Here is a 12744-nt window from a genome sequence, read left to right on the forward strand (position 1 = left end):
AGTTACAGACGCTTTCACAGAGTCTTGTTGACCGTTGATGTACGTTGCTAGCTCTTCGATGTCGTCACCCGCTTTTGCGCTGATGTCGATTTCTTGTGCTTGACCGAAGTTATCAGTGAACGACAGTTTTAGGTCGTTAGAGCCTGCTTGAACGTTCCAATCTTTGTCTTTCGCGTTCTCAGTTTGGTAGCTCTTACCACCCATCTGAGCATTATCAGAGCGCATGTCTTTCAGTTGAAGCATTACCGCTTCACCGTTATCCGCACCGATTTGGAATGATTTAGTACCGTGAGTACCGTTAAGCAGTTTGTTACCACCAAAAGACGTTGTTTCCGCGATACGGTTTAGTTCATCGTTCAGTGCTGTTACTTCTTCTTGAATCGCTACACGCTCAGATTTTGAGTTTGAGCCGTTTGAAGATTGTAGAGACAAATCACGCATACGTTGCAGGATGTTCGTTGTTTCGTTCATTGCACCTTCAGCAGTTTGTGCAATAGAGATACCGTCATTCGCGTTACGTACAGCAACATCAAGGCCGCGGCTCTGAACGTTCAAACGGTTCGAGATTTGTAGGCCCGCAGCGTCATCTTTTGCGCTGTTGATTTTAGAACCTGAAGCTAGACGCTCCATTGATGTTTGTTGTGCGCTGTTTGCGTTGTTTAGGTAACGTTGCGCTGTCATCGCTGATACGTTTGTATTTACATTCACTGCCATGGTGACTTCTCCAATTGATTTTCCGGTATAGCGGTTTCCGACGTCTCGGAAAACCAAGTAGTTATCTCTAAGTTACTTTTAATAACGGCGTGATTGGCGAAACCTTTAGGAAAAAAACAACAAAATTAAAGAAATAGCGATAAAGGAGAAGAAAGCGTGACTGGCAGTAAAATTATCAAAAAAAGATGAGAAAAACACTAAAGTTGCCGAGAAGTCGGTCGAGTGACAATTTGTATTTTAATTAACCAAACGGACTGATTAAGCCGAAACACATTTATAATATTTTAGGCAATTTATTAACCCAATAAGGTTAAGGCAAGGTTCGGCGCCTGCTTTGCTTGGGCCAATATTGTGGTGCTCACCTGCTGCAAAATTTGTTGCTTAAGCATTTGAGTGGTTTCCTTGGCGTAATCAGTATCTTTAATTCTACTATTTGATGTCGCCAAGTTCTCATGAACATTTTCGAGATTATTAATCGCATGATCAAAGCGGTTTTGCATTGCGCCTAATTCAGAACGATGACTATCCACGTACTTCATCGCTGTATCCAAAATAGAGACAGCACGCTGCGCACCACCCACATCGGTCACGTTGATGTCGTCGACAGATTCGTAATAACCCGCCGACATCGAAAGTTCACTGGCTAACGAACCTGAGAAAGAGATCGTGCCGGCCGTATCTTCGCCAGACATGTAGATCTGAAGTTGCCCTTCGTCATTGACGGAAGCCGATACCAGATCTGTTTGACCATTGATGTAAGTCGCCAGCTCTTCAATGTCATCGCCCGCTTTAGCATTAATGGCGATCTCTTGAGGCTGACCAAAACGGTCGGTAAAAGACATCGTCATATCATTCTGGTTGGATTTTACTTCCCACGAGTCACTTGCCATGCCACTGGCAACATAACTAAAGCCCCCCATGTTGATGTCATCGGTGCGCATGCTTTTCAGGCCGATTTGCACCGCTTCACCAGAACTACCACCGATCTGAAATGACGAGCTACCAAAACTACCGTTAAGGAGCTTTTTTCCACCAAATGAGGTGGTTTCTGCAATTCGATTCAACTCGTCATTTAAGGCGGTCACTTCTTCTTGAATGGCGATTCGTTCTGATGAACTATTCGAGCCGTTACTCGCTTGTAGGGACAAGTCACGCATGCGTTGCATGATATTGGTGGTTTCATTCATCGCACCTTCTGCAGTTTGCATAATGGAGATGCCGTCATTCGCATTGCGAACAGCGACATCAATACCGCTCATCTGCGCTTCAAGTCGATTCGAGATTTGCAGGCCTGCAGCGTCGTCTTTAGCGCTGTTAATACGACTCCCTGAAGCCAAGCGCTCCAAAGATTGGTTCAGCATGTTGTTGGCATTAGAGAGGTTTCTCTGAGCCACCAGCGCTGAGACATTTGTATTAACAGTTATAGCCATAGACCTTCACTTACAAAAAGATGAATAAAACTCACGATTGCTCTTATATCGACCAATTCATATAAAGCTTTAATAAAAAAGGAGCCCTGAGGCTCCTTTTGTTCATTCTTTTTGAGACGGCTTACTTAATCGTTAATGCACTCAACATCTCAGTTGAAGGAGCAAAGTAGTAAGCGCCAGTAACGGCTTTAGTAAAGCGAAGCAGTTGGTCTGTTTTGCCATCGGTTACGCCGTACATGCTCTCTAACATCGCATCAAAGTTATGACGAACGTTACAGTAAGCAATGAACAGTAAACCGTGATCGCCCGTTGCTGTGCCGTAGGGCAGGCTGTGACGAACAATTTTAAGACCCTTGCCTTCTTCTTTAATATCCACACGGCCAACGTGAGACGCTGCTGGAACATCATCTAACTCGATAGAGTCTGGTTTAGTACGGCCAACCACTTTCTCTTGTGCCGATACGTTTAATCGGTTCCAAGCAGGTAGGTTATGCACAAAACGTTGCACCATCACGTAGCTACCACCCGCGAATTCACCTTCAGGCACAATCGCCACTTCAGCGCGCTGTGCGTCTTTCGGGTTTTCAGTGCCATCAACGAAATCAGTCATGTCACGTGAGTCTAGGAAGCGGTAACCGTAAGTTTCATCCACTACTTCAACGTCTGCCGCAACTTCAGATAGCAATTTACGTAGGATGAAGAAGTGCAGATCATGTCGGTTTGAATGACAGTGAATCAAAACATCAGACAGTGTGCTCGGTGCTGTCACATCACCTTCGCCAAGCGCAGGGAAATCAATTAGATCAGAGGGAGCAGCTTGCTCGAACTTATCCCAAAAAGCTTTTGAGAACGCAACCGACGCCGTTAGGTTCGCATCAGGTTGAGTTTGGTTTAGCTCTTCGATTAGAGTCGGAAGCTTTTGAATTTCTGCTAGTACATTAGCAGTATTAGCGTTCACTTTAAGTTGAACGTAAAGAGCGAAAGGCCCAGCTTCAGGCAAAATAGCACTTTGAACGTTAGGCTGCTCATTTGAAACATTAAGCATAGATTATTCCTTCCAGTTTTAGCTTCTAAGTATAATTGTGAATGGGACAAATGTTTTGATGAGAATCAGTCTTCGAGCTCAACCACTTTAAAGCAATCCCTTGCAGCATGGCTATTGGTTAGATAAAGCGCTAACCAAAGCAGCAACAATAGGGTGATGCCATTTGACCAACGGAACCATCCGTTATCCAAATAGATTAAATAAATCGTATGGGAGCCTTGTGCCAAGATAGCCAACATGGTCACCCCGCGCCCCCATGACACGAGTTTGTTAAGGCGCTTTCTATCTGGAGATCTTAGCCCAAATAACCACATCAGTAGCAAACTAGGAATACTCAACGCAATTCCAACATAAAACATCTGATGGTCTGGGTAGATTATCTCGAGGATATCCGTTCCCGATTCTCGGCTTGCGCCTGCAACAATGAAAACGACCAAGGCTTTCGCAAGAAACAACCAACCTAACCAGAGCAAGATTGGGGCTTTCAAAAAGCCGTGCTTGTCGTATTGTTCTATGGAGTACCGCACAAATCTCACTTTCACTTATTTTCAAACCAACACTTTAACGCAAATCATTCATACTTAACTAGCTTTGCGTTATCTTAGTAGCCAATCCGTTTTAATTATCGAACTCAGTATGAAAAAGAAAACTAATACGCCGTCTGTTGAATCTCAACAAGAAGCACTGAAGATAGCCAAAGCGACTCAAAAACCAGCTCAGACCAAAGAACAAACTAAATTGATTGCTCAGGGGATTGAGAAAGGCATTGCGCTCTATAAGAAACAGCAAAAAGAACGCAGTCGCCAAGCTGATAAAGCGAAGAAGCGCGTACAGAAAGAAAAACAGACTCAACAAGCTAACCAAAACCAAGAAGACACGATCGAAACAAGTGTTGAAACACCATCAAATCACGCCACTAAACTGCCGTGGTTATTACTGATTGCAAGCTGGGTAGGCTTCGCGATTTATTTGATGCAATAGCAGGGTAAACGTATGAAAAAGGAATTAGTCGCTTTGGCTATGAGTGGCATGTTACTCGGATGCACAACGCCCACATCAATGCCCCATAGCGAAGCTGACAAGGTACAAATGGATTACCACGGCCTGATTAACATCGAGCAGTGTGAGTATAAAGGGGAAGTCACTGGCAGCGAAGGTCACTGGTACAGCTACTTGTTCTTTCCCAATGACACCCTGATTCAAGGTGCGATGAATGAGCTTAAGTCGAATGCCATTGAGCTAGGCGCAGATACCGTCATCTTTACCTTACCTCAAGATTTTGCGACTTCGGTTACCATGCTTGGCACCGCCTACCTGTGCGAGTAAGCAAATAAATCGGCATATCAGTATGCTTCGATTTTATGACGCCCAAAAGAAAGCCAGCTTTCGCTGGCTTATGCACTAAATCCAAGGCTTGTTGCTATATCGCCTTTACGTTCTAGAACCCACTGACTGTCAAATGGTCCCCAGTCGGATAACTGGTAATAACCATCATTATGACGTCGCCCATCTTGAACAAACATAAGTTCGATACCGATCCCCGGTAACGCCTTGAGTACATCTTGAATAGTACGACGAGGCCAACCCGTTTTTTCGATGAGTTTAGGCACATTTGGCCTATCAAGGCTTTCGACTAACAATGCTAAATATAGCCGCCTTGCAAAAACAGGACTCAACTCCATTGACACCTCCTATATATGTGCAACTCAATTATTTCTTTTTTCGCTAACAACATGTTGAGGCTGATCAATAAGTCTCCAATAGTGACATTTTCTTACTGTTTTTTTTCGCTCAATGAAATATTCCTCACTCTATTTTGTCTGAATTGCCGCTTCCTGATAGGATTCAACTCATAACAATGAAATAAAATCACCCAAAGGAAGAATAATGACTATCACTATGTTTGGTATCCCAAATTGCGACACCATCAAAAAAGCAAAGAAATGGCTCGAAGCTGAAGGTATCGAGTTCGAATTTCACGATTATCGCAAACAAGGCATCACTGAAGAGCTAGTAACAAACTTTTGCTCAGAGCTTGGCTGGGAGCTTGTACTAAACAAACGTGGTACGACTTATCGCCAACTTTCCCAAGAGCAAAAAGACACATTAACGGAAGAAAAAGCCGTAGTTCTGCTTGTTGAACAACCAGCAATGATCAAGCGCCCTATCTTGAAAGTCGATGGCAAGCTTCATATTGGCTTCAAAGCTGACCAATACGCGGCTATTTTTGCGTAATCAGCAATTTACGTAATAAGTAATATTAGAACAGATAACAAAGCGTTGAACTTCGCCTGTTCAACGCCTGAAATCAATGACTAGAAGTTTTATTTAAACAAGGAATTCAAGGATGACAGATAGCCCAACTTTGGCTCTGGCAAAAGACCTAATCAGCCGTCAATCGGTAACACCAGAAGATGCAGGTTGCCAAGAGCTGATGATTAATCGCTTAAAAGCGCTCGGTTTTGAAATCGAAGTAATGGTATTTGAAGATACGACGAACTTTTGGGCTCGTCGTGGTACCGAGGCGCCTCTGTTTGCCTTTGCTGGCCATACAGATGTTGTCCCTGCAGGCCCAATTGAACAGTGGGACACTAAGCCATTCGAACCGACTATCGTAGACGGTTTCCTACACGGACGCGGCGCGGCGGACATGAAAGGCTCTCTGGCTTCAATGATTGTTGCAGTCGAGCAGTTCATTGCGGAGCATCCAGACCACACAGGTTCAATCGGTTTCCTTATCACATCGGATGAAGAAGGCCCGTTCATCAACGGTACCGTACGTGTTGTTGAAGCACTGATGGAGCGCGGTGAGAACATCGACATGTGTATTGTTGGTGAACCATCAAGCACTGAGTTCGTAGGCGATGTTGTGAAGAACGGCCGTCGTGGCTCTATCACAGGCGATCTAACGATTAAAGGTACACAAGGTCATGTTGCCTACCCTCACCTAGCGAACAACCCAGTACACAGCTCTCTGCTTGCTATCAACGAGTTGGCAACAACTGAGTGGGACAAGGGTAATGATTACTTCCCACCAACAAGCTTCCAGATTCCAAATGTAAGTGCAGGTACTGGCGCGTCAAACGTGATCCCTGGTGAGTTTAATGTTCAGTTTAACCTGCGTTTTAGTACCGAGTTAAGCAACGACATCATCGTTGAGCGAATCACAACAACACTCGATAAGTATGATTTCGAATACGATCTTAAGTGGACATTCAATGGCGACCCGTTCCTAACGGACGCAGGTTCACTGCTTGATGCTATTGTTGATGCAGTAGGTTACGTGAATGATGTTAAACCAGCACTACTAACGACTGGCGGTACGTCTGATGGCCGCTTCATTGCGCGCATGGGCGGACAAGTCGTTGAACTAGGCCCTGTGAACGCGACGATTCACAAAGTTAACGAATGCGTGAAAGTAGCTGATTTAGAAAAGCTAACTGACATGTACGAAAGAACATTAGTGAACCTGTTCGCTAAATAGTCTTTCATCAGCGATTCATAGCATCTAATTATTGAGAGACTCGTTATGACACCAGAGCAGCTTACCGGACAATCAGATTCTCATCTAGAACCTAGCCTGATCGGTACCAAGACCTTCTTGGTTCACAGTGAGGTTAAGAATGACCTAAACAATTTGATTGAAGCTGCTCAACTCGCTGGTTTTAAAATGGAGATTGCCAGTGGCTTTCGCGACTATGAAAGACAATCTTTGATTTGGAACCGTAAGTTTTCTGGCGAAGCTCTGATATTAGATTCAGAGAGCCAACCACTTGATGCTTCAACACTGACTGAACATCAAAAGTTGTCGGCTATCTTGAGATGGTCTGCGCTTCCCGGTGCGAGTCGTCACCATTGGGGGTGTGACTTCGATGTCTTTGCTCGTAACCTCTTACCTGAAAGCACACAGCTGCAATTAGAACCATGGGAATACCTTACCGGCCACCAGCAAGCGTTTTACCAATGGCTATCGGTTCATGCTGAACAATTTGGGTTCTTCTTCCCTTACAGTCAAGACCTGGGTGGTGTGGCGATAGAACCTTGGCATATTAGCCATCGTAACGTTTCGGAGTCGTGTTTATCACAGTTATCTCCCACTTTACTTGGCAAGCAACTCCAATCTAAGCCAATATTAGGGTATGAGATTATTATGGAGCAGCTAGACGAGATCTACGCACGCTTCGTAGCGAATATCAATCATTAGGAGCGCTTATGTTGGAGTGGCTTACAAACCCTTGGGTTATCATCATCATCGTGGTTAGCGTCGTGGTGGGTAACATCGCAGCTCTTAAACAGACTGCCAATATGGATCTGACAGGTCGTGGTAAAACAGAGCGAGATTTAGATAAACTCAATCGCTTGGATAAACTTAACCAAGAGAAAGCTGAAAAAGAAGAATCCAAAGACAACAAAGACGCATAGCTTTTTACTTTGGGTATCCACTTGATTAACTAATAGTCTGATAACAAAGAACAAAAAAAAGAGGACACAATGTGTCCTCTTTTTTATTGGCTTTAGCTAATCACAGAGCTGATTGAAACCAGCTCTGTGATTGCTTAAGTGCTACTACTCAGCTTTCGCTTCTTTGTCATCTTTGGTCTGGTCAGCAATATGCGCTAGTACCGGAACCATTGACTTAAGCAGCTCTTCCTCTACTGGCTTACCTGATGCATCCGTTACGTTAATCGACGTACGGTTACCAAGGTCACCAAATAGGAAGTTGTAAGTGCCTGGCGCTAAATCGATAGGCTGTAGGCCAATTTCTTCCCAGAACTCATCATCTGGTGCGGCGTACTTAGCTTTCACTGTACCTTGAGACTGGTTGCGCTCTTCAAGCTCAAAGCCCATAGCAGGCAACAAGTTTGGCAGACGCTGCCAGAATACATTGTATGGTGTACGAGCAATAATCACAGGGAAACCACTACGGTCAGCACCCATTGAGATCGGAATACGCTTCACCAACTCTTGTGCTTTCAAAGCTGCTTCAGCACGAAGGTTTTCATCGTACTTAGCCATCACTAAGTTAGTTAAGAACGCGTTGTAACGCTCTTTATTGGTTGCCGTTACTGGCTTCTCTTCAGTACCTTCACGCCAATCAATAAGGTTAATCTTAAAGCCATGACGGTTGTTCGCTTGGAAACGAGAGATAGAGTAGCGGCTGCCAAGCTCTACGTCTTCATCTTCAGAAACCCAAGTTACCCAATCAGTCTCAATCTCATTCTCGGATTGCTCACGAATACCAATACCACGTTGAGCTAGCATATCTACTGCTGTTTGCCACACTCTGTCTGCCTCTTCAGCACGAAGAAGCCATAGTGTCACTTCACCATTTTGACGCTCAGCGCGAGCACCCGGGATCAATTCAAGAACCTGTTGCGGTGGGCGAATATCAACTTCACGACCTGTACCACCACTGAACTCACCGCTTGGGATGTCAAAATTTGGGTAGAACTGAGGCTGAGCATCTTCAGGCAACTGCCATTGTGAAAACTCAGGTGTTTCTAAGTATTCGAAATCATCTTTGGCTTGGCGACGTTGAGTCGGGCTGCCAGAACATGCTGTAAGAACGAAAACAGCCAGTGACCCAATCACTAGCTGGTGAGAATACTTCATTTATACTCCTAAATGCCGAAAGTTCGCTTCGGCATCACTTCATACGTTTTAGTAAATGCACGCTTCAGTCATTGCTTGAGCAACAACAGGTTGAGCTGGTTCTGACAGTTCAGTCAGCGGTAGACGTAAGCCACCTTCAGCGATCAGACCCATTTTATGAACCGCCCATTTTACGGGAATAGGGTTAGATTCAACGAACAAATTCTTATGTAGAGGCATCAAACGCTCATTGATCGCTTCTGCTTCTTCAAACTTACCTTCTTTTGCTAGCTTGAACATGGTTGCCATATCAGCGGCTGCAACATTATTCGTTACAGAGATCACGCCATCGCCACCACGCTTAACAAATTCTAGACCTGTTAAGTCATCACCACTTAGTAAGATAAAGTCTTCGCCACAAAGTTCACGGTGAATTGCAATTCTGTCGAGATCACCCGTCGCATCTTTAAGTGCAACGATGTTTTCGATCTCAGCAAGGCGAGCAACCGTTTCTGGCAACAAGTCTACAGCAGTACGACCAGGAACATTGTATAGGATTTGTGGAACGTCACTGACTTCAGCAATCGCTTTGTAGTGTTGGTACAAACCCTCTTGAGTCGGTTTGTTGTAGTAAGGCGTTACGCTCAGACAGCCTGCAATACCAGAACCATTCAACAAACGGCTGAATAGAACAGATTCGTGAGTTGCATTTGCACCTGTACCAGCGATAACGGGAATACGACCATCAGCAAATTCAACGATCTTGTTGACGACTTTGACATGCTCTTCAATTGTGAGTGTTGAAGACTCACCTGTTGTGCCAACCGCAACCAGACCATCACTACCTGCAGCAACATGGTGATCAACCAACTTTTTAAGGCTGTCGAAATCCACTTCGCCATCTGCGTTAAATGGCGTAACTAGCGCAACGATACTTCCTGAAAACATGTCTATCTCCCTTAATTTATTCTTTTTGCATGTTACTGTAAGCCAATCAATAAACACAAGACATTAAAGTGGCTTACCGGCAACATCTGCATTAAATATTGTCGTATGTTTGAGGTAAAACGACTTCTAACAGCGTTCTACCTAGAATTTGGGTAACCTGCGCTCAATCTAGCGGATAGCACCTAACTGGATGTCAGTAACAAGTAAGCTGTGCTCTCATCACTCTATCTCGTTTTTTAACGCACCTGACATTCTTATCATTGGTTACATGTTAGAAGCAAGGTGGCTCATAAAAAGCCCCTTACGCACGCTTATTCCACAAGCTAACTGTGCTAACATGCATGAATCAATGGAATATAAAGAGACGTGATTTTATGACTCAACATCTAGTAATCACAGCTGTGGGCACTGATCGCCCAGGTGTATGCAACCAAGTGGTTCATTTAGTCACCCAATCAGGCTGTAACATTATTGATAGCCGTATCGCTCTGTTTGGCGAAGAATTTACGCTTATCATGCTACTGTCTGGAAAGGCAAATAACATTACCCGCGTTGAAACCACCCTGCCCTTGCTTGGCCAAGAGCACGACTTGATTACGATTATGAAGCGAACCTCGCCTCATGATGTTATTGAGAACTCCTACACGCTGGAAGTTTTCGTTGAGTCAGACGACAAACTCGGCCTGACCGAGCAATTCACTCAGTTCTTCGCAAACCGCAATATCGGCCTCGACTCGCTTAGCGCGCAGACCATCAATAAGTCCAAGGTTCAGCTCGATAACGACCAATTCCATATCTCTATTACCGCTTCTGTGCAATCAGAATGTAATTTGATGCAGCTACAAGAAGAATTTGACGCGCTGTGTCAGAGCCTATCCGTACAAGGCTCGCTCAACTTTATCAAAAACAGTTTTTAAAAAGGAAATATCATGAATACGCTAACGGCTGGTGTTCCAGCACCTGCTTTTTCTCTTCCTGATCAAGATGGCAATATCGTATCTCTTGGTGACTTCAAAGGTAAAAAAGTCCTTTTCTATTTTTACCCAAAAGCAATGACTCCAGGTTGTATCGTGCAAGCAGAAGGCCTGCGTGATATCAAAGCACAGCTTGATGACCTAAATGTGGTTGTTTTAGGTGTAAGTGTTGACCCTGTAAAACGCCTACCAAACTTCGTTGCGAAGAAATCTCTAAACTTCACACTGCTGTCTGACGAAGACCACAGCGTTGCTGAGCAGTTTGGCGTTTGGGGCGAGAAAAAATTCATGGGCAAAATCTACGACGGCCTGCACCGTATTAGCTTCCTAATTGACGAAGAAGGTCAGATTGAGCACGTCTTCAACAAGTTCAAGACTAAGACGCACCACGAAGTGGTTCTAGATTACTTCAATCAAGAAGCTTAAGGTCGATTTGAGTGAGCTAATAACTTAGATTCACCACTCACTAAGCCAAGAGCAGCACTCATTTAGCTAATAATTAAGCTAAGAGCAAAAAGGCCGAACATCATGGATATTCGGCCTTTTTCTATAACAAGATCAATTAATTTTGATGTTCGGGGTCATCGTCTAATGCGTGGCTAGGTAAGGCATTCCAAACCGCTTTAACTAGCGTTGCTAGCGGGATAGCAAAGAACACACCCCAGAATCCCCACAATCCACCAAACACTAACACGGCAACAATAATTGCGACTGGGTGCAGGTTTACCGCTTCAGAGAAAAGAACCGGAACCAGTACGTTACCATCTAACGCTTGGATAATACCGTAAGCGAGAAGCAGCCAATAAAACTGAGGCTCTAATCCCCACTGGAACAGACCAACAATCGCCACAGGAACGGTCACAGCTGCCGCACCGATATAAGGAATCAGTACCGAGAAGCCAACCGCTACAGCCAATAATACTGAATAACGAAGATCCAGAATTGCGAAGGTTACGTAACTCACGCCGCCTACGATTAGAATTTCTAACACTTTACCGCGGATGTAGTTAGAGATTTGCTGGTTCATCTCTTCCCATACTTTAGTCGCTAAACGACGATTTCGAGGAAGTACACCGCTGGCCATTCTGATCATTTCTTCTTTGTCTTTTAACAAGAAGAAGATAAGCAATGGTACGAGAATCAAGTAAACCGCCAAGGTCGCTAAACTCACAAGAGAAGCAAGTGAGCCTTTGACAACACTTTCACCAAAACCTAACGCTTTGTTCTTGGCATTAGACATAATGGACTCAACGATCTGCAAGTTGGCAAGTTCAGGGTAGCGTTCAGGAATAGTCGCGATGAAGTTTTGTAAGCTGCCATACATACTTGGGATATCATTGATTAGGTTACCCACTTGTTCCCAAATGGTTGGTACCAAGCCAAAGATCGCAAGTAGCATCACGCTAAAGAACATCATGATAACCAGCATCACCGAAGGGGTTCTTGGAACACCGAGTCTTTGAAGTTGGGTAACAGGCCACTCAAGCAAGTAAGCCAACACAATGGCCACTAATAATGGCGCAATGAGGTGACCAAAGAAGTATATGGTAATAAAGCCGAATAGAATGATGGCAACCAAACTGACAGCATGGGGATCAGAGAAACGTCGTTTATACCAACGATTGACCATTTCAAGCATCTGACTGCAATTCCTTTTTAGTGACGAGGAGATGATAGTAATTAGAGCAAACCTCAGTGATGACGTCATAGGCTTGCTTAGACAAAAAAGTAACAATATCTTTCATCGAGCTGTTATCAGAGACATAAATTGACAATGATTGCCCGACTTCTAACTTTACACTGTGACGCTTGGCTAATAATAGTGCCATTGGACAGCGCTCTTGGCGTAAATCTAGAATATTAGGTGTCATTCTTGAGCTCGATGCTTATTATAAGGGTCGTATTGTAATCTGTTTTTGAAAACGCGCCATCATTCATTCATCTTCCTTCATGATAGCGCACGCACTTGGCAAAGGTTAAATCAGATAAAGAACCAATTTGCATTGCACTTGTCTTACTGTCAGAAGAAACGGAGTATTAC

17 protein-coding genes are annotated in these 12744 nt (G+C 44.2%); 8 read left to right on the plus strand and 9 right to left on the minus strand.

What is annotated here, in order from left to right; translation table 11 throughout:
- The 4 genes from CWO27_RS05045 to CWO27_RS05060 form a co-directional block, all read right to left on the minus strand.
- Positions 1-714, minus strand: a 714-nt coding sequence (locus tag CWO27_RS05045; protein WP_107898664.1) for a flagellin, incomplete at its 3' end; no start/stop codon positions are given.
- Positions 715-1010: 296 nt separating this feature from the next.
- On the minus strand, positions 1011-2144 hold the full coding sequence (locus CWO27_RS05050) for a flagellin (protein ID WP_102432030.1): 1134 nt from the start codon (positions 2142-2144) through the stop codon (positions 1011-1013).
- Between the two features lie 121 nt (positions 2145-2265).
- Entirely contained in the window at positions 2266-3189 is a 924-nt protein-coding gene (locus CWO27_RS05055; RefSeq protein ID WP_102432031.1) for a Dyp-type peroxidase, read from the minus strand.
- Between the two features lie 65 nt (positions 3190-3254).
- Complete coding sequence (locus tag CWO27_RS05060) at positions 3255-3716, minus strand: DUF2919 domain-containing protein (RefSeq protein WP_107898665.1); 462 nt, start codon at positions 3714-3716, stop codon at positions 3255-3257.
- 109 nt (positions 3717-3825) lie between these two features.
- On the opposite strand from CWO27_RS05060, the gene CWO27_RS05065 reads away from it, so the two are divergent.
- On the plus strand, positions 3826-4170 hold the full coding sequence (locus CWO27_RS05065) for a DUF2956 domain-containing protein (RefSeq protein WP_107898666.1): 345 nt from the start codon (positions 3826-3828) through the stop codon (positions 4168-4170).
- A 12-nt stretch (positions 4171-4182) separates the two neighbouring features.
- Positions 4183-4515, plus strand: a complete 333-nt coding sequence (locus CWO27_RS05070) for a DUF4156 domain-containing protein (RefSeq protein ID WP_107898667.1) — start codon at positions 4183-4185, stop codon at positions 4513-4515.
- Between the two features lie 68 nt (positions 4516-4583).
- Here CWO27_RS05070 and CWO27_RS05075 read toward each other — a convergent pair whose 3' ends face one another.
- Positions 4584-4871: a winged helix-turn-helix domain-containing protein gene (locus CWO27_RS05075; RefSeq protein WP_004741665.1), complete on the minus strand. Its 288-nt coding sequence runs from the start codon at positions 4869-4871 to the stop codon at positions 4584-4586.
- A gap of 205 nt (positions 4872-5076) precedes the next feature.
- On the opposite strand from CWO27_RS05075, the gene CWO27_RS05080 reads away from it, so the two are divergent.
- From CWO27_RS05080 to CWO27_RS05095, 4 genes are all read left to right on the plus strand, one after another.
- Positions 5077-5424, plus strand: a complete 348-nt coding sequence (locus CWO27_RS05080; protein ID WP_107898668.1) for an ArsC family reductase — start codon at positions 5077-5079, stop codon at positions 5422-5424.
- A 112-nt stretch (positions 5425-5536) separates the two neighbouring features.
- Complete coding sequence (gene dapE / locus CWO27_RS05085; protein WP_102432035.1) at positions 5537-6673, plus strand: succinyl-diaminopimelate desuccinylase; 1137 nt, start codon at positions 5537-5539, stop codon at positions 6671-6673.
- A gap of 45 nt (positions 6674-6718) precedes the next feature.
- A complete protein-coding gene (locus tag CWO27_RS05090) occupies positions 6719-7393 on the plus strand; it encodes a M15 family metallopeptidase (protein WP_102479004.1) in 675 nt (224 codons plus the stop codon).
- Positions 7394-7401: 8 nt separating this feature from the next.
- Positions 7402-7611, plus strand: coding sequence for a DUF2897 family protein (locus CWO27_RS05095; RefSeq protein ID WP_019821638.1), 210 nt, complete (start codon positions 7402-7404; stop codon positions 7609-7611).
- 144 nt (positions 7612-7755) lie between these two features.
- On the opposite strand, the gene bamC is transcribed toward CWO27_RS05095, so the two are convergent.
- Positions 7756-8802, minus strand: a complete 1047-nt coding sequence (gene bamC / locus CWO27_RS05100; RefSeq protein WP_102432037.1) for an outer membrane protein assembly factor BamC — start codon at positions 8800-8802, stop codon at positions 7756-7758.
- Between the two features lie 48 nt (positions 8803-8850).
- Positions 8851-9729, minus strand: coding sequence for a 4-hydroxy-tetrahydrodipicolinate synthase (gene dapA, locus CWO27_RS05105; protein ID WP_017632493.1), 879 nt, complete (start codon positions 9727-9729; stop codon positions 8851-8853).
- Positions 9730-10103: 374 nt separating this feature from the next.
- Here dapA and CWO27_RS05110 point away from each other — a divergent pair, with 374 nt between their 5' ends.
- Positions 10104-10646, plus strand: a complete 543-nt coding sequence (locus tag CWO27_RS05110) for a glycine cleavage system protein R (protein ID WP_107898669.1) — start codon at positions 10104-10106, stop codon at positions 10644-10646.
- Between the two features lie 12 nt (positions 10647-10658).
- Positions 10659-11129, plus strand: coding sequence for a thioredoxin-dependent thiol peroxidase (gene bcp / locus CWO27_RS05115; RefSeq protein ID WP_055319543.1), 471 nt, complete (start codon positions 10659-10661; stop codon positions 11127-11129).
- A gap of 136 nt (positions 11130-11265) precedes the next feature.
- Here bcp and CWO27_RS05120 read toward each other — a convergent pair whose 3' ends face one another.
- Both CWO27_RS05120 and CWO27_RS05125 read right to left on the minus strand, forming a co-directional pair.
- Positions 11266-12342, minus strand: coding sequence for an AI-2E family transporter (locus tag CWO27_RS05120; protein WP_055319544.1), 1077 nt, complete (start codon positions 12340-12342; stop codon positions 11266-11268).
- Complete coding sequence (locus CWO27_RS05125; RefSeq protein ID WP_004734311.1) at positions 12335-12574, minus strand: sulfurtransferase TusA family protein; 240 nt, start codon at positions 12572-12574, stop codon at positions 12335-12337. Before CWO27_RS05125 ends, CWO27_RS05120 begins: the two co-directional genes overlap by 8 nt.
- Positions 12575-12744: the final 170 nt, after the last annotated feature.

The sequence above is a fragment of the Vibrio sp. 10N.286.51.C3 genome (genome assembly GCF_003050065.1).
Taxonomy (GTDB): domain Bacteria; phylum Pseudomonadota; class Gammaproteobacteria; order Enterobacterales; family Vibrionaceae; genus Vibrio; species Vibrio crassostreae.

Coding starts and splice junctions, on each gene's coding strand:
- CWO27_RS05050 (WP_102432030.1), bottom strand. CDS start 2,144: ATGGCTATAACTGTTAATACAAATGTCTCAGCGCTGGTGGCTCAGAGA.
- CWO27_RS05055 (WP_102432031.1), bottom strand. CDS start 3,189: ATGCTTAATGTTTCAAATGAGCAGCCTAACGTTCAAAGTGCTATTTTG.
- CWO27_RS05065 (WP_107898666.1), top strand. CDS start 3,826: ATGAAAAAGAAAACTAATACGCCGTCTGTTGAATCTCAACAAGAAGCA.
- CWO27_RS05070 (WP_107898667.1), top strand. CDS start 4,183: ATGAAAAAGGAATTAGTCGCTTTGGCTATGAGTGGCATGTTACTCGGA.
- CWO27_RS05075 (WP_004741665.1), bottom strand. CDS start 4,871: ATGGAGTTGAGTCCTGTTTTTGCAAGGCGGCTATATTTAGCATTGTTA.
- CWO27_RS05080 (WP_107898668.1), top strand. CDS start 5,077: ATGACTATCACTATGTTTGGTATCCCAAATTGCGACACCATCAAAAAA.
- dapE (WP_102432035.1), top strand. CDS start 5,537: ATGACAGATAGCCCAACTTTGGCTCTGGCAAAAGACCTAATCAGCCGT.
- CWO27_RS05090 (WP_102479004.1), top strand. CDS start 6,719: ATGACACCAGAGCAGCTTACCGGACAATCAGATTCTCATCTAGAACCT.
- CWO27_RS05095 (WP_019821638.1), top strand. CDS start 7,402: ATGTTGGAGTGGCTTACAAACCCTTGGGTTATCATCATCATCGTGGTT.
- bamC (WP_102432037.1), bottom strand. CDS start 8,802: ATGAAGTATTCTCACCAGCTAGTGATTGGGTCACTGGCTGTTTTCGTT.
- dapA (WP_017632493.1), bottom strand. CDS start 9,729: ATGTTTTCAGGAAGTATCGTTGCGCTAGTTACGCCATTTAACGCAGAT.
- CWO27_RS05110 (WP_107898669.1), top strand. CDS start 10,104: ATGACTCAACATCTAGTAATCACAGCTGTGGGCACTGATCGCCCAGGT.
- bcp (WP_055319543.1), top strand. CDS start 10,659: ATGAATACGCTAACGGCTGGTGTTCCAGCACCTGCTTTTTCTCTTCCT.
- CWO27_RS05120 (WP_055319544.1), bottom strand. CDS start 12,342: ATGCTTGAAATGGTCAATCGTTGGTATAAACGACGTTTCTCTGATCCC.
- CWO27_RS05125 (WP_004734311.1), bottom strand. CDS start 12,574: ATGACACCTAATATTCTAGATTTACGCCAAGAGCGCTGTCCAATGGCA.